We start from the raw sequence: 18030 nt of genomic DNA, 5'->3' as shown, positions 1-18030 counted from the left end.
GTGAGTGGTAAGGCGAGTTAGAACCCGCCTTACCACTCACGACCGGGGCGGCTGTCCGGGCGATCTTCTGCAACGAATCGGCAACGGCGGGCCCCGGCGACCCGGCCCCGGCCCGTCCCCTTGTACGGATGTGAGCAAATTTCACGTCCGCTGAACGACGTTCACCGGCCCTCTGCCACCCCGAAACACACCCGGGCGGCCGCGGAGTACCCGGCGACCCGCTCGCGCCGTCTGAGGCCGTTTCACGTCTCCTCGTTCGTGACACCGGACGGTCACGCACCGCAACAAGATCAATTCGCCGTCCGGAGACCCCTCGTCACCCCGTGACGGACACGGACAGTCACCGTCGCCGGCTTCGGCAGAGGCTCCCGGCGGCGATCGAGACCTTCGATCAAGCCCCGGCCGGAGCCGCATTCCGCGGCCTGGGGGAGCCCATCCGGACCCCCGTCACTAGGCGCACCGGAAGCTGCACGCCTCATCTGCACGGCCATTTGGCCGCCGGTAACTCCATAGCATCGTGTTCGCTGGGCTATCCGTTAGCAACCGGCCGTGTACTAGCCCGATCGTGTTACTTCGAACCCACTGAGTGACTGTTCGTTTGAGATAGATACCCATTCGATCCCCCCGCGAAGGGCTCAGGACGGCTACAGTGCCTTCGACGACACCACTTTCGGTCTAAAGCTGGCGCGGCTGAACGGCCGAAGGTCCCGGTGCCGGTCGGGGGGCACGACCGACTCCAGGGAGGTAGTGACGTGGCTACCGTCGGCATTTCTCAGGCCGTCCGATCCACGCCAGCCGGCGCGTTGCCGGCGAGCATGGTTCCGCACCCGCGGGAAGAGCTCTTTTCGGTACTGGTGGTCGACGACCACCCGCTGTTGAGGGAGGCAATCGCAGCAAGACTCGCACAGATGGGTGCGGGGACCGTCCACGAAGCCGCCACGGTGGCCGAGGCGAGGGCGCGAGCACAGGCCACCGGGCCTTGTGACCTGGCGATCCTCGATCTCGGACTGCCGGACGGCAGCGGCATCGAGCTGGTTACGGAACTCCGTAGCCACGGCTGGCCGCGCGTGGTCGTACTCGCATCCTCGGACGACCCGTACGCGGTCCGCTCGGCCTTCCAGGCCGGGGCCCAGGCGTACCTGCTGAAGTCCGCGTCACCGGTCGTCGTGACCGATGGCGTGCGGCGTGTGCTCGAGGGCGGCGTCTACGCCGACCCGAGCGTGGCTCCGGTGCTCGCCACCGGGACCCGCGTCGCGGGCACCGACAACACCCCGCGCGAGCTGTCCGCTCGCGAGGTGGAGGTGCTCCAGCTGGTCGCCGACGGGCAGTCCAACAAGGAGATCGGCGAGGAGCTTTCGCTCTCCGCCCTCACCGTCAAGTCCCACCTGTCCCGGATCGGGCGCAAGCTCGGCACGGGCGACCGGGCCCAGATGGTGGCGCTGGCCATGCGGGCCGGCGTGATCCGCTGACGCAAGCAAACAGCCCTGCGGGGCGGGCAGACCAGGCGCGGTATGCCCGTCCCGTAGGGTCGTCATTCATGGGAAGTGCAGAGGCCGAGGACACCGGGATGGAGATCGAGTCCACGGGCGGCCCTGTGCTGCTACGCGAACCCGCCGAGGGCACGCCCCCGGTGATCACTGATCCCGGCGAGCTCGCCGAAGCGTGCGCGAGACTCGCCGCGGGCACCGGCGCGGTCGCCGTCGACACCGAACGCGCGTCCGGCTACCGGTACTGGCCCAAGGCCTACCTCGTGCAGCTGCGCCGCGAGGGTTCCGGCACGGTGCTGATCGACCCGATCGCGCTGGCCGACGACCTCGCCCCGCTGCGCGACGTCCTCAACGACCTGGAGTGGGTGCTGCACGCCGCCTCCCAGGACCTCCCCTGCCTCGCCGAGCTGGGCCTGCACCCGGCGGCGCTGTTCGACACCGAGCTGGCCGGCCGGCTGGCGGGCTACGAACGCGTGGCGCTCGGGACGCTCGTCGAGCTGCTGCTCGGCTACACCCTCGAAAAGGGCCACAGCGCGGCCGACTGGTCGAAGCGGCCGCTGCCGGTCGACTGGCTGAACTACGCCGCCCTCGACGTCGAGCTGCTCGTCCAGCTGCGCGAAAAGCTGGAAGCGGAGCTGGGCGCCCAGGGCAAGCTGGAGTGGGCGCGGCAGGAGTTCGAAAACGTGCGGACGGCCCCGCCGCCGCCCCCGCGAGCCGAGCCGTGGCGCCGGACGTCCGGCGTGCACAAGATCCGCAGCCCGCGCGGCCTCGCGGCGGTCCGCGAGCTGTGGCAGGCGCGGGACGAGCTCGCCCGCAAACGCGACCGCGCGCCGAGCCGGATCCTGCCGGACAGCGCGATCGTCAACGCCGTCACGGCCGACCCGAAGACGGTCGAAGAGCTGCAGGCGCTGCCGGTGTTCAGCGGCCGCGTCCAGCGCAAGTACACGGCGAGCTGGCTGCGGCACCTGCAGGCGGCCCGCGCGCTGCCGGCTTCGGAGCTGCCGTCGCCGTCGCAGCCGACGGACGGCCCGCCCCCGGTGAACCGCTGGGCGGACAAGGACCCGGACGCGGCGGCCCGCCTGTCGGCGGCCCGCGCGGCGTTGGCGGCGATCGCGGAGGACCGCCGGCTGCCCGTGGAGAACCTGCTCCTGCCGGACCTGGTGCGGCGCACGTGCTGGCGTCCACCGGCGGAGACGGACGAAGACGCGGTGGCGGCGGTGCTGCGCGCGGGCGGCGCCCGGCCGTGGCAGGTCGAGCTGACGGCGAGCGTGCTGAGCAAAGCCCTGCAGGCCACCGCTTCCTGACGGAGAAGGGACCCTTCGCCGGGTGGCTCGGGAAACCGACGCAGACCCGGCGATCAGCGCCCCCGGCGCGCGGTCGATGCAGTTCGGGATGCGGGAGCTGTTCCCGATCATCCGCACCCGGCTGAGCGGCCGCGGCTAATCCCCCAGCGCCGCCAGCAAAGCGTGCGCCTCGGCGCGCAGCCCGTCCGTCGGCTCCCCCGCCCCCACCAACCGGACCACGCCGTCGGCGGCCTCCCGGACGTGGGCCTCGACGTCCAGCGCCGGGTCGTCCCGGCGGATCACCGCGATGCTCTCCACCAACCCGAACACCAGGTCCGTCCGGATCCCCACGGCGGACGGCGCCACGCCCGAAGCCGCCACCAGGCGGCCGTACGCCGCCTTCAGTTCCGCTCGCTCGGTGCGGAACCGCGCCAGGTTGGGCGATCCCACCTCCGGCAGCAGGTACAGCGCGCCGAGGTTGTGGCGGGCGCCGCCGAGCAGGCCGATGTCCGCGTACGCCAGCGCCCACAGGCGGACCGCCGCCGGGGCCGCGCCCGCGGCCAGCCGGGCGGCCAGCGCCAGCGACGGGCGGACGGTCTCGGCCAGCAGCGCCGCCAAGATGTCTTCCTTCGCCGGGAAGTGGTAGTACAGCGACGCCTGGCGCAGTCCCGCGCGTTCGGCGATCGCCCGGGTCGTCGTGGCCGCGTACCCGGCTCCGGTGAACAGCTCGCCCGCCGCGTCGAGCACCGCCTGGCGCGCGTCCGGGCGGTTCGCCGCCGCTCCGCTCGCCCTCGGCCTGCCGACTCCCGACCCTTTGACCACGGACGTGATCTTGCCAGGTCTTCGCGCGCGACACGCGCACGGAGGCACGGTTACGCCCGGATGTCGTCATTGACGCCGTGTCGGTCCTGCCGTTAACGGATCCCTAACCCGGCGGAGATCATCGTGTCGCGGGGAAAACCTAATTTCTGTCGTGCGATCGAAACAAGGAGCCCGCATGACGCCACCCGACGATCTCGCCGCCTTCGGTTACCGCCAGGAGCTTCGCCGGTCGCTGGGCGGGTTCTCCGCCTTCGCCGCCGGATTCTCCTTCGTCTCCATCCTCACCACCGTCTTCCAGCTCTTCGGTTTCGGCTACACCTTCGGCGGCCCGCTGTTCTTCTGGACGTGGCCGGTCGTCCTGGCCGGCCAGCTGCTCGTGGCCCTCAACTTCGCCGAACTCGCGGCGCGCTACCCGCTGGCCGGATCCGTGTACCAGTGGGCGAAACAGCTCGGCCGGGGCTTCCTCGGCTGGCTCGCCGGCTGGATGATGCTGCTCGGCTGCATCGTCGCCCTCGCCGCCGCCGCGATCGCCCTGCAGGTCGTGCTGCCGTCGGTGTGGGACGGCTTCCAGTTCGTCGGCGGCGACCCGTCGGTGACGTCGCCCTCCGGCGCGGCCAACGCCGTGCTGCTCGGCACGCTCCTGCTCGTCTTCACCACCGCGGTCAACACCGGCGGGGTCCGGCTGATGGCGCGGATCAACGACGTCGGCGTCGCGGCCGAACTGCTCGGCGTCGTCGTCCTCGTGACCGGGCTGATCCTGTTCGCCGTCCGCGGTCCGCAGGTGGTGCTGCACGACGCACCCGGTACCAGCGCCGGAATCGGCGGCGTGCTCGCTTCGACGCTCATGGCGGCGTACGTCCTCTACGGCTTCGACACCGCGGCTTCGGTCGCGGAGGAGACGAAGGACGCGCGAAGGACGGCCCCGCGGGCGGTGCTGCGGGCCGTGCTCGTGTCCGGGATCGGCGGCCTGGCCGTGGTCGTCACCGCGCTGATGGCCGCGCCCAGCCTCACCGACGGGCAGCTCGCCGGCAAGGGGCTGCCGTACGTGATCACCGCCGTCTTCGGCGACACCCTCGGCCGGGTCTTCCTCGCCGACGTCGCGATCGCCGTCGTCGTCTGCACCCTCACGATCCAGACCGGCACGGTCCGGCTGGTCTACGCGATGGCCCGCGACGCCGCGCTGCCCGCGTCCGCCCGGCTGGCCGGGGTCAGCGCGCGGACCGGGACGCCGGTCGCGCCCGCGCTGCTGTCGGGCGCGCTGGCCATCGGGCTGCTGCTGCTCAACGTCGGCAACCCGACGCTGTTCAGCACGATCACCGGGACGTCGGTGGTCGTCGTCTACCTGGCCTACCTGCTCGTCACCGGGCCGCTGCTGGTGCACCGGCTGCGCGGCCGGTTCCCGGCCGAGCCCGGCCGGTTCTCCCTGGGCCGGTGGGGCGTTCCCCTGAACGGCGCAGCCGTTCTCTACGGAATCGCCATGATCGTGAACATCGCCTGGCCGCGTGCGGAGATCTACGATCTCGCCGGTTCGGGCGCCCCCTGGATGCTCTTGTTCCCGATAGAGTTCGTCGGCGGCGCACTGCTGATCGGCTGGCTCTGCTGGCTGCGGCTGCGCCCCGCTCCCGCCCTCGAACCCGCGACCTGAGAGAGGACGACCATGAGCACCACCGCGACGACCTACGGAGCGCGCGACCACGCCCGCGCGCAGGCCGGCACCGTGGTCGACACGATGCCGTCGATCCCGGCGAGCACCTGGCCGGCCCCGCCACCGGAGGTCGATCCCGAGGCGCTGACCTGGGCCGAGATCGTGGCCGGTGGCGGGTACACGCACAAGGTGCTGGCCCGGGGCACGCGGCTGCGCCTGACGGACGCCGACGGTGACGCCTGCGCCCACCTGCTGCTGTTCAACGCCGACCAGCCGTGGGAGCGGCTGAACGTCGCGGACACGGTGAAGGTGCAGTGGAACGCCTACCTCGGCGAGTCGGTGGCGCTGCTGTCGGACCAGGGGCGGGTGCTGGCCACGATCGTCGCCGACTCCAGCGGACGGCACGACGCACTATGCGGGACGTCCACTGTGGACGGAAACGCGGAACGCTACGGCGACGGTTCGCCGCACGGCCCCTCCCCCGCCGGGCTGGCCCTGTTCACCCTGGCCGCGGCCAAGAACGGCCTCGGGCCGAGGGACCTGCCGCCAAGCCTGTCCTTCTTCCAGGGCGTGCGGGTCCAGCCCGAAGGCGGGCTGGAGTTCACCGGCTCCGCGGGCGCCGGCCGGTCCGTCGACCTCCGGATCGAGATCCCGTCGGTCGTGCTGCTCGCCAACGTCGCCCACCCGGTCGATCCCCGGCCGGACTACACCGTGACCAAGCTCGAAGTCCTCGCCTGGCGCGACCGGCCGACCACCCCGGACAGTCCGGAGTGGACGCACACGCCGGAAGCGCAGCGTGCCTTCGAAAACACCGCCGACCACCTCACCGCCCGGGGGATCGCATGAGCACGGCGTACGAGTCCCAGCTGGAGGTCAGCGTCGACGTCCCCGCGCGGGCGCCGTTCTCCACGGTGCTGCGGGAAGGGCAGGAGCTGGCGATCATCGACCTGGGCGGCAACCAGGCCGTCGACTTCCTCTGCTACGACGCGAACGACACCGCCAAGCGCTACAGCGCGCCCGCGACGATCGCCGCGCAGGGCAACATCTTCCTGACCACCGGCAGCGTCCTGCGCACCCAGGAGGGTGCGCCGCTGCTGACCGTCGTGGCCGACACCTGCGGGCGGCACGACACGCTCGGCGGCGCGTGCAGCAAGGAGTCCAACAGCCTCCGCTACGGCCAGCACACCCGCCACCAGCACGCCTGCGTCGAGAACTTCCTCGCCGAAGGCGCCAAGTGGGGCCTGGGCAAGCGTGACCTGGTCAGCAACGTCAACTGGTACATGAACGTGCCGGTCGAAGAAGACGGCACCCTCGGCATCGTCGACGGCATTTCCGCGCCGGGCCTGGAAGTCCGGCTGCGCGCGGAGACCGACGTGCTGGTGCTCGTCTCGAACTGCCCGCAGATCAACAACCCCTGCAACGGGTTCGACCCGACGCCGGTGCGGCTGGTCGTCATCTCCCCCGGAGGCGGCGAGTGAGGCTGCTCGTCGCCAACCGCGGCGAGATCGCGGTCCGGATCCTGCGCAGCGCGAAGGAACTGGGTCTCGAAACCGTCGCGGTGTACTCCGACGCCGACCGCCTCGCCCCGCACGTGCGGCTGGCCGACCGGGCCGTCCGGCTCGGGCCGGCACCCGCGGCGGAGAGCTACCTGCGGGCCGACGCGATCATCGCCGCGGCAACGGAAACCAGCTGCGACGCCGTCCACCCCGGCTACGGCTTCCTGTCGGAGGACGCGGCGTTCGCTCGGGCGTGCGAAGACGCCGGGATCGCCTTCGCCGGGCCGTCCCCGGAGCACCTGGAAGTGTTCGGCAGCAAGCACACCGCGCGCGAAGCGGCGATCGCGGCGGACGTGCCCCTGCTGGCCGGCACCGGCCTGCTGTCCGATGTGGACGATGCGCTCACGCGGGCGGAGGACATCGGCTACCCGGTGATGCTCAAGGCGACCGGCGGCGGGGGCGGCATCGGGATGCGCGCCTGCGCGTCCCCGGACGAGCTGCGCGCCGCCTGGGACACCGTGCGCAGCGTCGCGGCCAAGAGCTTCGCCAGCTCCGGGGTCTTCCTCGAACGCCTGGTGACCCGCGCGCGGCACGTCGAGGTCCAGGTGTTCGGCGACGGCTTCGGCGAGGTCCTGGCCCTGGGCACCCGCGACTGCTCGCTGCAGCGGCGCAACCAGAAGGTCGTCGAGGAGTGCCCCGCGCCGGATCTCCCCGAAGCCGTCCGGAAACACCTGGTCGAGTCCGCCGTCGCGCTGTGCTCGTCCGTGCGGTACCGGTCCGCCGGCACCGTCGAATACGTCTACGACGCCGAGCGCGGCGAGGCGGCGTTCCTCGAGGTCAACACGCGGCTGCAGGTCGAACACCCGGTCACCGAGGCGGTGTACGGCGTCGATCTGGTGGCCTGGATGCTCCGGCTGGCCCAGGGTGACCGCGGGATGTTCCGCGCGGTCCCGGTCGCGCGCGGGCACGCCGTCGAGGCGCGGGTGTACGCCGAGGACCCGGGCGCCGGGCACCGGCCGAGCGCGGGGCTCGTCACGCGGGTCACGCTGCCGCCGGACACCCGGGTCGACACCTGGGTCGAGCCGGGCACGACCGTCACCACGCACTACGACCCGTTGCTGGCCAAGGTGATCTGCACCGGAACCGATCGCGCCGACGCAGTGGCGAACCTGCGGGAAGCGCTCGCCGCGACCCGGTTCGACGGCGTGCAGACCAACCTCGGGCAGCTGCGGGCCGCGGCCGTCGACACCGCCTTCGGCACCGCAACCCACGACACGTCCACTTTGGACGAGGTCGGAGACGCGGAAGCGCGGATCGACGTGGTCCGCGGCGGGACCATGACGACCGTGCAGGACTGGCCGGGCCGCACCGGGTTCTGGCACGTCGGGGTGCCGCCGAGCGGCCCGATGGACGACCTTTCGCTGCGCCTGGGCAACCTCGCGCTCGGCAACCCCGAGGGCGCACCCGGCCTGGAGTGCACTGTGGACGGCGTGGCGCTGCGGTTCTCGCACCCGGCCGAGGTGTGCGTCACCGGCGCGCCGACGACCGTCCTCGTGGACGGCGCCGAGGTTCCGTTGTGGACTCCGGTCGAGGTCCCCGCGGGGGCGACGCTCGACGTCCGGGCGTGCACGGCCGGGCTGCGCAGCTACGTGCTGGTGCGCGGCGGCATCGACGTGCCGGAGTTCCTCGGCAGCGCGGCGACGTTCACCCTCGGGAAGTTCGGCGGCCACGGCGGCCGCGCGCTCGCCGCGGGGGACGTCCTGCGGCCCGGCCCGGCTCCCGCGGACCCGGTCGTCGGGCCGGTCGCGGAGACCGAACGGCCGGCCTTCGCTCCCCATTGGACGATCGGTGCCCTCGAAGGACCGCACGCGGCACCGGAGTTCTTCACCCCCGAAGACGTCGACACGTTCTACGCCACCGACTGGCAGGTGCACTTCAACTCGGCGCGCACCGGCGTCCGGCTGGTCGGCCCGCGGCCGCGGTGGGCGCGGGCCGACGGCGGCGAGGCGGGCCTGCACCCGTCGAACATCCACGACACGCCGTACGCGATCGGCGCCGTCGACTACACCGGCGACCTGCCGATCCTGCTCGGCCCGGACGGGCCCAGCCTGGGCGGGTTCGTCTGCCCGGCGACGGTCGCCACCGGCGAGCGGTGGAAGCTCGGGCAGCTGCGCCCGGGCGACACCGTGCGGTTCGTGCCGATCGGCGCCGACCACGCGGCGGCGCTGCGGACGCGGCCCGCGACGGCGGTCGAGCCGAGCCGGGCCGCCCGCGACGACGGCGGTGTCCTCGCGCGACTGTCCGCTTCGGACTGTGCGGAACCTTCGGGCGAGCCGTCGGTCACCTACCGCCGCAGCGGCGACGACAACCTGCTCGTCGAGTACGGTGAGATGAAGCTCGACCTGGCGCTGCGGATGCGGGTGCACGCGCTCGGCGAACGGCTCGCCGCCGAAGGGGTGCCCGGGATCGTCGACCTCACCCCGGGCATCCGGTCGCTGCAGGTGCACGTCGACCCGGACGCGCTGCCGGTCGGCAAGGCGCTCGGGCTGGTGCGCGAGCTGGAGCGGGACCTGCCGCCGACGCACGCGCTCGTCGTGCCGAGCCGCAGTGTCCGGCTGCCGCTGTCGTGGGACGACCCGGCCACGCGCGAGGCGATCGAGCGGTACATGACGGGCGTGCGCGACGACGCGCCGTGGTGCCCGTGGAACATCGAGTTCATCCGGCGGGTGAACGGTTTGTCCACTGTGGACGACGTGTACCGGACCGTGTTCGACGCGGAGTACCTCGTGCTCGGTCTCGGGGACGTCTACCTCGGCGCGCCGGTGGCGACGCCGCTGGACCCGCGTCACCGCCTGGTGACGACGAAGTACAACCCGGCGCGGACCTGGACGGCGGAGAACTCCGTCGGCATCGGCGGCGCCTACCTGTGCATCTACGGCATGGAGGGCCCGGGCGGGTACCAGTTCGTCGGGCGCACGGTCCAGGTGTGGAACAGCTGGCACGGCGGGGCGCAGCCGTGGAACCTGCGGTTCTTCGACCGGATCTCGTGGTACCCGGTGTCGGCGGACGAGCTGCTGGACCTGCGGGCGAAGAGTTCCGCCGGGCAGCTGCCCCTCGACACGACCGAGGGCTCCTTCGCGCTCGCCGACTACCAGCGGTTCCTCGCCGACAACGCCGGCAGCATCGCCGAATTCCGGGCGACGCAGGCGGCGGCGTTCGAGGCGGAGCGGCAGGCGTGGGCGGCGGCGGGCGAGTTCGACCCGAAACCGGAACCGGTCACCCGGCCGCCGGCCCGGGTCGAGGCGCCGCCGGGCGGCCACGTCGTGGAGGCGCCGTTCGCGGCGACGGTGTGGCGGGTCGACGTCACCGCGGGCGAGCGCGTCGAGCCCGCGCAGTCGCTGGTGACGCTGGAAGCGATGAAGACCGAGGCGCGGATCCCCGCGCCGGCGGGCGGTGAGGTGGTCGAAGTGCTGGTGTCCCCCGGCGACCAGGTGGCGCCCGGCACGCCGTTGGTGGTGCTGGGATGAGCGCGGTGGACCGGGTCCGGGCGGCGTACCGGCGGATCGCGCAGGTGGACCGGCCGGAGATCTGGATCGACCTCCGGCCGGAAGCCGACGTCCTGGCCGAGGCCGCGGCCTCGGCGGCACGCGGGCTGCCGTTGTACGGCAAGCTCGTGGCGGTCAAGGGCAACATCGACGTCGCCGGCCTGCCGACGACGGCGGGCTGCCCGGACTACGCGTACAAGCCGGAGGCCGACGCGCCGGTGGTCGCGCGGCTGCGGGCGGCCGGCGCCCTCGTGCTCGGCACGACGAACCTGGACCAGTTCGCGACCGGCCTGGTCGGGACGCGCAGCCCGTACGGCGCGGTGCGCAACGCGGTCGATCCGGCCTACGTCTCCGGCGGGTCGAGCTCGGGTTCGGCGGTGGCGGTCGCGTTGGGAATCGTGGACCTCGCCCTGGGAACGGACACCGCGGGATCCGGCCGGGTGCCCGCGGCGTTCAACGGGATCGTCGGCCTGAAGCCGACTCCGGGACTGCTGCCCACCGAAGGGGTCGTGCCCGCCTGCGCGAGCATCGACTGCGTGTCGCTGTTCGCGCGGACGGTCGAGGAGGCGGCGTTCGCGCTGACCTGCCTGGCCGAGCCCGCGCAGGTCCACACGGGACGGTTCCGGCTCGGTGTGCCGTCCCCGGCCCAGCTGGGTCCCCTGGCGCCGGGCTGGGCGGAAGCGTTCGACGCCGCCGTGTCGGACTACGCCGCGGCGGGCGCCCAAGTGACCACTGTGGACATCTCGGCGTTCCTGGAGGCGGCGCAGCTGTTGTACGGCGGTGCGTTCGTCGCCGAGCGGTACACGGCGGTCGGCGAGTTCGTCGACGCGCACCCGGACGTCGTCGACCCGGTGGTGCGGTCGATCATCGGGCCCGCGCGGGACATCCGGGCGCACCGCCTGTTCGCCGACCAGGCGACCTTGGCGGGGTTGCGCGCGGAGGCGTTGGCCGCGCTGGCCGGCGTCGACGCGCTGCTGCTTCCGACGACGACCGAGCACCCGACGCTCGCCGAAGTGGCCGCGGACCCGGTGGCGGTCAACGCCCGCCTGGGCCGGTTCACCAACTCCACCAACCTGTTCGGGCTGCCGGCCCTGGCGGTTCCGGCCGGGTCGGTGGCGGGGCGTCCGTTCGGCGTGATGTTCCTGGGTGCCCCGCACGACGACCTGAAGCTGGCGGCGCTGGCGGGCCTGCGTGCACCCCGCATCCCGATCGTGGTGGTCGGTGCGCACCTGCGGGGCCAGCCGCTGAACCACGAGCTGACGTCCCGCGGCGGCCGGTTCGTGTCCGCGGTTTCGACGGCGCCTTCGTACCGGCTGTACGCCTTGGACACGGTGCCGCCGAAGCCGGGCCTGGTCCGGGTCGCCGCCGGCGGGGTGCCGATCGCGGCGGAGGTGTGGGAGCTGCCGGCCGCGGGGTTCGGCGAGTTCGTGGCCGGAATCCCGGCTCCCCTGGCGATCGGCAAACTCGAACTGGCCGACGGCACGCGGGTGCCGGGCTTCCTCTGCGAGCCGGCGGCCACGGAGGGAGCGGAAGACATCTCGGCGAAGGGCGGCTGGCTGGCGCACCTCGGCATCGGGTAAACCGGTTGCGCGGCGGAGTGACACTGAGGTGGTGAACGTTCTTCCGTGCGGCCACCTCGCGGCGGCCGCCGGGGCGCGGATCTGCGCCCACCTCACCACCGACAACGGACCCGAGTGCTTCCGCGTGCTCACCGGCGTCAGGACCGAATTCGACCTGCTGTGCCGGGAATGCGCCGACGCGGCGGCGCCCGAGCTGCTCGACGCGTGCGTCGGCTGCTTCGGACGTGCAGAGGAGGAGGCCGGCCTCGGCTGGCGCGGCCGCCCGGAGATCCTCCGGCACGATAGGGACCCCGGCGGCTCGTGGACCACGTCCGGCGGGGCACCCGCCCCGCTGAACGACCGGTGTCTCGCCGGCCTGCCGGGCGGCTGGCTCGCCTGGACGGCCGACGGCCTGGTCGCGCTCGACCCCGCGCCCCGGCACGTCGCCGCCGTCCGCCTCCCGGAGGAGCCGCCGGAGAACTGGGCGGGGCACGTGCGCGGCCCGGCCCTGCACACCTCGCCCGACGGCCGGTTCGCCGCCGCGGTCACCGACTACGGCCGGTACGGCGCGGTCTTCGAGGTGGCCTCGGGTGCGGTGACCCTGGAGCTGGACCGGCAGGACCACCACACCGAGACGACCCCCTTCCCGATCGCGTTCCTCGGTTCCCGGGTCGTCGCGGCCACGGACTGGAACCGGCTCGACGCCTTCGACGCCGCCACCGGGCGCCTGCTCACCGAGCGCGCGACGGACGACGAGAAGCACTACCTCAACTACTTCTTCGGCGCCCTGCTGCCGAGCCCGTCCGGCCGAGCGCTGCTCACCGACGGCTGGGTCTGGAGCCCGTTCGGCGTCCCGCTGGTGATCGACAGCGCGGCGTGGCCGGACGGCGACGTCCACGCCCCGGAGCACGGCCGCGCCCTCGCCCAGCGCGAATACGCCTGGGACGACCCGGTGGCCTGGCTCGACGAGCGAACGGTGGCCCAGCAACGCATCGGCGAAGACGACGAGCTGATGCTCGACGGCGTCACCCTGCTCGACGCTGCTACCGGCCGCCGCAAGGCGGTGTTCGCCGGGCCGAAGGGACGGATGTGGTCCCACGGCGGCCTGCTGTACGTCGCCGCCGAGGCCGGGCTGGAGATCTGGGATCCCGCCGAGGGCGCGCGGATCGGGTTCCTCGACGGCTTCGCGCCGATCGCCCACCGCGAAGGCACCTTCGCCGAACTCCGCGATGGTCAGCTCCGGATCTGGACTTCGCCGAGGACGCCCGACGCATGAGGCCCTCCCGCGCGGCCGTCGCGCCCCGGCCGTCGCGCAGAGACCTCGGCGGCCCCCGGGCCACGCTTCCGTGTCCCGTCGAGCCGGTGAACGACCGGTGCCTCGCGCCCTTGCCGCTTCCCTCGTGCTGAAAGCGTGCGTGGCTCACCGGCGCCCGGCACGCCCCCGCGCACAGCCGCCCGCTCGACGGCCGACGTCGCCGCCGAGGGCGCCCGGATCGGGTCCCACCCCACCGCCCACCGGGACGGCACCTTCGCCGAACTCCGTAACGATGAGCTGAGAACTTGGGCAACTCCGCGGTAACAAGCCTCACCCCGGGGCACCTCCCCGCCGATTCATTTCAGTGAACCCCCGGAGGCGGCCATGACCACGGCGACCAGATCACCGCAGACCACCCTCGTCCACTCCTACCTGTTCCTCCGGCGCGCCATCGGGCTCATCGGCCTCGCGCTGCCGTTCGTGCTCGTCCTCGGCAAGCAGCTGGCGCAGGGCGGCGACGTCGCCGGCTCGCTCAGCAGCTACTACTACACCGACCTGCGGGACGTCCTCGTCGGCGCGATGTGCGCGGCCGGGGTGTTCCTCCTCGCCTACTACGGCCACGACCGGATCGACAACCTCGTCAGCAGCGTCGCCGGGCTGGGTGCGATCGGGCTCGCGCTGTTCCCCACCACCCCCGACCACGACGTGACGCCCTGGGACCGCACCTCCGGCGTCCTGCACCTCGTCTTCGCGGCGGTGTTCTTCCTCTCGCTCGCCTACTTCTGCCTGCGCCTGTTCCCCCACGACGGCGAGCAGCCGGAGAAGTTCGGCGCCCTCTACCGCACCTGCGGCGGCGTGATCCTCGCCTGCCTGGTGCTGATCGCCCTGGCCAAGTACCTCGGCCTGACGCCGTCGCTGCACCCCGCGCTGTGGCTGGAGGCCGTCGCCGTGGAGGCGTTCGGGGTCGCGTGGCTCGTGAAAGGACGGACGATGGAACCCGGGAGTGTGCCGTAGCCCACTCGACCGGGCCACACCACTGGTTACCCGCGGGTAACAAGGGCTATCGTGCGGTCAAAGACCTCTACTCTCTGGAGCATTCGTGGCCGCACCAGCAACGCCGCTCGCGCCGAACGCGCGGGGCGTGCGAACCGTCGCCTTCGTCGAGGGGGTACGCACCCCCTTCGGCAAGGCCGGCGACAAGGGCATCTACGCCGGGACCCGCGCCGACGACCTCGTCGTCAACGCCATCCGTGAGCTGCTGCGGCGGCACCCCGAACTGCCGCCCGAGCGCGTCGACGAGGTGGCCATCGCCGCCACCACGCAGATCGGCGACCAGGGCCTGACCATCGGCCGCACCGCCGCGCTGCTCGCCGGCCTGCCGAAGTCCGTCCCCGGCTTCGCCATCGACCGCATGTGCGCCGGCGCGATGACCGCCGTCACCAGCGTCGCGTCCGGCATCGGCTTCGGTGCCTACGACATCGCCATCGCCGGTGGCGTCGAGCACATGGGCCGCCACCCGATGGGGGAAGGTGTCGACCCGAACCCGCGGATCATCGCCGACAAGCTCGTCGACCCGACCGCCCTCGTCATGGGCCAGACCGCCGAGAACCTGCACGACCGCTTCCCGGCGATCACCAAGCAGCGCACCGACGCCTACGCCGCGCGCAGCCAGGAGCGTTACGCCGAGGCCGTAAAGACCGGCAAGATCGGCCCCGAACTGGTCCCCGTCGCCACCCGCTCCAAGGAGCTGGGCTGGGGCCTGGCCACCGAGGACGAGCCGCCCCGCCCGGGCACCACGCTCGAAACCCTCGCCGGGCTGAAGACGCCGTTCCGCCCGCACGGCCGGATCACCGCGGGCAACGCGGCCGGCCTCAACGACGGCGCCACCGCCTCGATCCTCGCCGACGAAGAAACCGCCCGCGAGCTGGGCCTGCCGGTCGCCATGCGGCTGGTCGGCTACTCCTTCGCCGGCGTCGAGCCGGAGGTCATGGGCATCGGCCCGGTGCCGGCCACCGAGAAGCTGTTCAAGCGCACCGGCCTGTCCATCGACGACATCGGCCTGTTCGAGATCAACGAGGCCTTCGCCGTGCAGGTGCTGGCCTTCCTCGACCACTTCGGCATCGACGACGAAGACCCGCGCGTCAACCAGTGGGGCGGCGCCATCGCGTGCGGCCACCCGCTGGCCTCGTCCGGCGTCCGGCTCATGACGCAGCTGGCCCGCCAGTTCGCCGAGCGGCCCGACGTGCAGTACGGCATGACCACGATGTGCATCGGCATCGGCATGGGCGGCACCGTGATCTGGGAGAACCCGGCCTTCGAGGGGGCGAAGTAAATGACTTTCACCGCTGAAGCAGCGAAGGCCGCCTTCCCGGACGAGGTGGTCACCAACGCCGTGACGCGCCTGGTGAAGGTGCCTGGGCTGACCAAGCCCGTCGCGCTCATCACGCTCGACAACGGCCACGACCACACCCGGCCGAACACCTTCGGCCCGCAGGGCCTGGTGTCGCTGAACGCCGCGCTGGACAAGGCATTCGAGGCCGAGCCGGCCGCGATCGCCGTCACCGGCAAGCCGTTCATCTTCGCCGTCGGCGCCGACCTGTCCGGCGTCGAGTCGGTGAGCGACCCGGCACTGGCGCGCGAAATCGCCCAGACCGGGCACGACGTCTTCCGGCGGCTCACCGAGTCGAAGATCCCGACCTTCGGGTTCGTCAACGGCGCGGTCATGGGCGGCGGCCTGGAGCTGGCGCTGTCCTGCCACTACCGGACGCTGTCGGAGAACACCGCCGCCATCGCGTTCCCCGAGGTCTTCCTCGGCCTGTTCCCGGGCTGGGGCGGCACGCAGCTGCTGCCGAACCTCATCGGCGCGGACGCGGCCGTCACGGTGATCATCGAGAACGCCCTGGCGCAGAACAAGATGCTGAACGTCAAGCAGACGGCCGAACTCGGCATCGTCGACGCGGTCTTCGGGTCGGCCGACTACCTCGAGCAGTCGCTGCTGTGGCTGGCGAAGGTGGTCAACGGCGAGATCACGCCGGAGCGTCGCGAGATCGACCGCGGCTCCGCGTGGGACGCGGCCATCGCCCGCGCCAAGTCCCTTGTGGACGGCCGCACGCACGGCGCCTCGCCGGGCGCGACCAAGGCCGTCGAGCTGCTGGAGCTGGCCCGCGAAAACGACCTCGACCGCGGGTACGCGGCCGAGACCGACGGCCTCGCCGAGCTGCTCATGTCCGACGTCCTGCGCGCCGGGCTGTACTCGTTCAACCTGGTCAACAAGCGCGCCAAGCGCCCGGCCGGCGCGCCGGACAAGTCGTTGGCCCGCAAGGTGAACAAGGTCGGCATCGTCGGCGCCGGCCTGATGGCCAGCCAGCTCGCGCTGCTGTTCGTGCGCCGCCTCAAGGTGCCGGTCGTGCTGACCGACGTCGACCAGGAGCGCGTCGACAAGGGCGTCGGCTACGTCCACGCCGAGATCGACAAGCTGCTGGGCAAGAAGCGCGTCTCCCCGGACGGCGCGAACCGGCTCAAGGCGCTGGTCACCGGCTCGCTCGACAAGGCCGCGTTCGCCGACGCCGACTTCGTCATCGAAGCCGTCTTCGAGGAACTGGGCGTCAAGCAGCAGGTGTTCACCGAGCTGGAGCAGCACGTCAAGCCCGAGGCGATCCTGGCGACGAACACCTCGTCGCTGTCGATCACCGCGATGGCGTCGAAGCTGCAGCACCCCGAGCGCGTGGTCGGCTTCCACTTCTTCAACCCGGTCGCCGTGCTGCCGCTGCTGGAGATCGTCCGCGGCGAGCAGACCGACGACGCTTCCCTGGCGACGGCGTTCTCGGTCGGCAAGCAGCTGAAGAAGTCCAGCGTGCTGGTGAAGGACGCGTCGGCGTTCGTCGTCAACCGGCTCCTGCTGCGCTTCCTCGGCGAGGTGCTGGTCACCGTCGACGAGGGCACGCCGTTCGACGTCGCCGACTCGGCGCTCGAGCCGCTGGGCCTGCCGATGACGCCGCTGACGCTGATGCAGCTCGTCGGCCCGGCCATCGCGCTGCACGTCGGCGAGACGCTGCACGAGTCCTTCCCGGACCGGTTCACCGTGTCCGAGAACCTCGCCAAGTTCGTCAAGGCGGGCAAGAAGGGCGTCTGGATCTGGGACGCGCAGGGCAACCAGTCCGCCGATCCCGAGGTCGTCGAACTGTGGACGCAGGGCGACCAGCCGTCCACTTCGGAGCAGGTGCGCGACCGGGCGCTGTCGGCGATCGCCGAGGAGATCCGGATCATGCTCGACGAGGGCGTGGTCGCCGAGGCGCAGGACATCGACCTGTGCCTGATCCTCGGCGCCGGCTGGCCGTTCTGGAACGGCGGCATCACCCCGTACCTGGACCGCTCCGGCGTGTCCGAGCGCGTGAACGGCAAGCCGTTCCTCGCCCCGGGTGTCGCTTCGGTCCCGGCGCGTTAGTACTCGCCCTCCCGAGGGCACTTCGGCGGCGGCGCAGTGAGTTTCAGCTGCGCCGCCGTCGCGTCGGAGTCGATGACCGTCACCCGCTCGGCCTTGCGGTAGCGGGCGTGCAGCTCCTGCGCCCACGCCTTCAGGTCGGTGCCCGGGACGGCGAGCAGCGAGACCGACGGCGGGTCCACGAACACCCGCCGCGCCTTAGGGTCGTCGTGCAGGGAGTGCGCCGCGGCCTGCATTTCGGCGTCGGATTCGAAGACCACGACGACCGCCGCGCACAGCGCGTGCCCGGCCAGCGGCGCCGGGTTCGTGTCGACCGGCAGGTCCGGCGGCCGGACCAGGGCCGCGACGCCGACCGCCAGCCCCACCCCGGCGGCCAAGGCCAGCGTGATCACCGGCACCAGCACGCGGACCAGCGGCTTCTCCTCCACACCGAAGATCACAGCACACGTTGGCCGCCGGGACACCGCCCGTTCACCCCGGCGGCTTAGCGTCCCGCC

At 72.3% G+C, this 18030-nt stretch carries 13 protein-coding genes; 11 read left to right on the top strand and 2 right to left on the bottom strand.

Annotated features, from left to right (window positions below; translation table 11 throughout):
• The first annotated feature begins 752 nt into the window (after positions 1–752).
• Together ABZW17_RS26040 and ABZW17_RS26035 are read left to right on the top strand one after the other, a co-directional pair.
• Positions 753–1469 (top strand): response regulator transcription factor, encoded by a 717-nt coding sequence (locus ABZW17_RS26040; RefSeq protein ID WP_033261886.1) that lies wholly within the window; start codon positions 753–755, stop codon positions 1467–1469.
• A gap of 68 nt (positions 1470–1537) precedes the next feature.
• Positions 1538–2791: a ribonuclease D gene (locus ABZW17_RS26035; RefSeq protein WP_354819304.1), complete on the top strand. Its 1254-nt coding sequence runs from the start codon at positions 1538–1540 to the stop codon at positions 2789–2791.
• Between the two features lie 135 nt (positions 2792–2926).
• On the opposite strand, the gene ABZW17_RS26030 is transcribed toward ABZW17_RS26035, so the two are convergent.
• Positions 2927–3592 carry a helix-turn-helix domain-containing protein gene (locus ABZW17_RS26030; RefSeq protein ID WP_354819301.1) on the bottom strand — a complete coding sequence of 222 codons (666 nt, stop codon included), beginning with the start codon at positions 3590–3592 and terminating at the stop codon, positions 2927–2929.
• Positions 3593–3767: 175 nt separating this feature from the next.
• On the opposite strand from ABZW17_RS26030, the gene ABZW17_RS26025 reads away from it, so the two are divergent.
• From ABZW17_RS26025 to ABZW17_RS25985, 9 genes are all read left to right on the top strand, one after another.
• A complete protein-coding gene (locus ABZW17_RS26025) occupies positions 3768–5237 on the top strand; it encodes an amino acid permease (protein ID WP_354819298.1) in 1470 nt (489 codons plus the stop codon).
• Between the two features lie 12 nt (positions 5238–5249).
• Positions 5250–6083 carry an urea amidolyase associated protein UAAP1 gene (locus ABZW17_RS26020; protein ID WP_354819295.1) on the top strand — a complete coding sequence of 278 codons (834 nt, stop codon included), beginning with the start codon at positions 5250–5252 and terminating at the stop codon, positions 6081–6083.
• Positions 6080–6715: an urea amidolyase associated protein UAAP2 gene (locus ABZW17_RS26015; protein WP_354819293.1), complete on the top strand. Its 636-nt coding sequence runs from the start codon at positions 6080–6082 to the stop codon at positions 6713–6715. Before ABZW17_RS26020 ends, ABZW17_RS26015 begins: the two co-directional genes overlap by 4 nt.
• Complete coding sequence (gene uca, locus ABZW17_RS26010; protein WP_354819290.1) at positions 6712–10260, top strand: urea carboxylase; 3549 nt, start codon at positions 6712–6714, stop codon at positions 10258–10260. The genes ABZW17_RS26015 and uca overlap by 4 nt, the downstream gene beginning before the upstream one ends.
• Positions 10257–11858, top strand: a complete 1602-nt coding sequence (locus tag ABZW17_RS26005; protein WP_354819287.1) for an allophanate hydrolase — start codon at positions 10257–10259, stop codon at positions 11856–11858. The genes uca and ABZW17_RS26005 overlap by 4 nt, the downstream gene beginning before the upstream one ends.
• A 31-nt stretch (positions 11859–11889) precedes the next feature.
• The gene (locus tag ABZW17_RS26000) at positions 11890–13113 is read left to right on the top strand and encodes a hypothetical protein (RefSeq protein ID WP_354819284.1); all 1224 of its coding nucleotides are present in this window, start codon (positions 11890–11892) and stop codon (positions 13111–13113) included.
• Between the two features lie 363 nt (positions 13114–13476).
• Complete coding sequence (locus tag ABZW17_RS25995; RefSeq protein ID WP_354819281.1) at positions 13477–14106, top strand: DUF998 domain-containing protein; 630 nt, start codon at positions 13477–13479, stop codon at positions 14104–14106.
• Positions 14107–14233: 127 nt separating this feature from the next.
• Complete coding sequence (locus tag ABZW17_RS25990) at positions 14234–15424, top strand: thiolase family protein (protein ID WP_354819576.1); 1191 nt, start codon at positions 14234–14236, stop codon at positions 15422–15424.
• Positions 15425–17536 (top strand): 3-hydroxyacyl-CoA dehydrogenase NAD-binding domain-containing protein, encoded by a 2112-nt coding sequence (locus tag ABZW17_RS25985; RefSeq protein WP_354819278.1) that lies wholly within the window; start codon positions 15425–15427, stop codon positions 17534–17536.
• Here ABZW17_RS25985 and ABZW17_RS25980 read toward each other — a convergent pair.
• Positions 17533–17973: a hypothetical protein gene (locus tag ABZW17_RS25980; protein WP_354819275.1), complete on the bottom strand. Its 441-nt coding sequence runs from the start codon at positions 17971–17973 to the stop codon at positions 17533–17535. The genes ABZW17_RS25985 and ABZW17_RS25980 overlap by 4 nt on opposite strands.
• Positions 17974–18030 lie beyond the last annotated feature (57 nt).

The sequence above is a fragment of the Amycolatopsis sp. NPDC004625 genome (genome assembly GCF_040609695.1).
GTDB lineage: Bacteria > Actinomycetota > Actinomycetes > Mycobacteriales > Pseudonocardiaceae > Amycolatopsis.
The sequence above is the reverse complement of the archived record's forward strand: the minus strand, read 5'-3'. Positions and strand labels throughout refer to the sequence as shown.

Bases quoted from the DNA above. Each gene is read 5' to 3' on its own strand.
- ABZW17_RS26035 (WP_354819304.1), top strand. From the start codon at position 1,538: ATGGGAAGTGCAGAGGCCGAGGACACCGGGATGGAGATCGAGTCCACG.
- ABZW17_RS26025 (WP_354819298.1), top strand. From the start codon at position 3,768: ATGACGCCACCCGACGATCTCGCCGCCTTCGGTTACCGCCAGGAGCTT.
- ABZW17_RS26020 (WP_354819295.1), top strand. From the start codon at position 5,250: ATGAGCACCACCGCGACGACCTACGGAGCGCGCGACCACGCCCGCGCG.
- ABZW17_RS26015 (WP_354819293.1), top strand. From the start codon at position 6,080: ATGAGCACGGCGTACGAGTCCCAGCTGGAGGTCAGCGTCGACGTCCCC.
- ABZW17_RS26005 (WP_354819287.1), top strand. From the start codon at position 10,257: ATGAGCGCGGTGGACCGGGTCCGGGCGGCGTACCGGCGGATCGCGCAG.
- ABZW17_RS25995 (WP_354819281.1), top strand. From the start codon at position 13,477: ATGACCACGGCGACCAGATCACCGCAGACCACCCTCGTCCACTCCTAC.
- ABZW17_RS25985 (WP_354819278.1), top strand. From the start codon at position 15,425: ATGACTTTCACCGCTGAAGCAGCGAAGGCCGCCTTCCCGGACGAGGTG.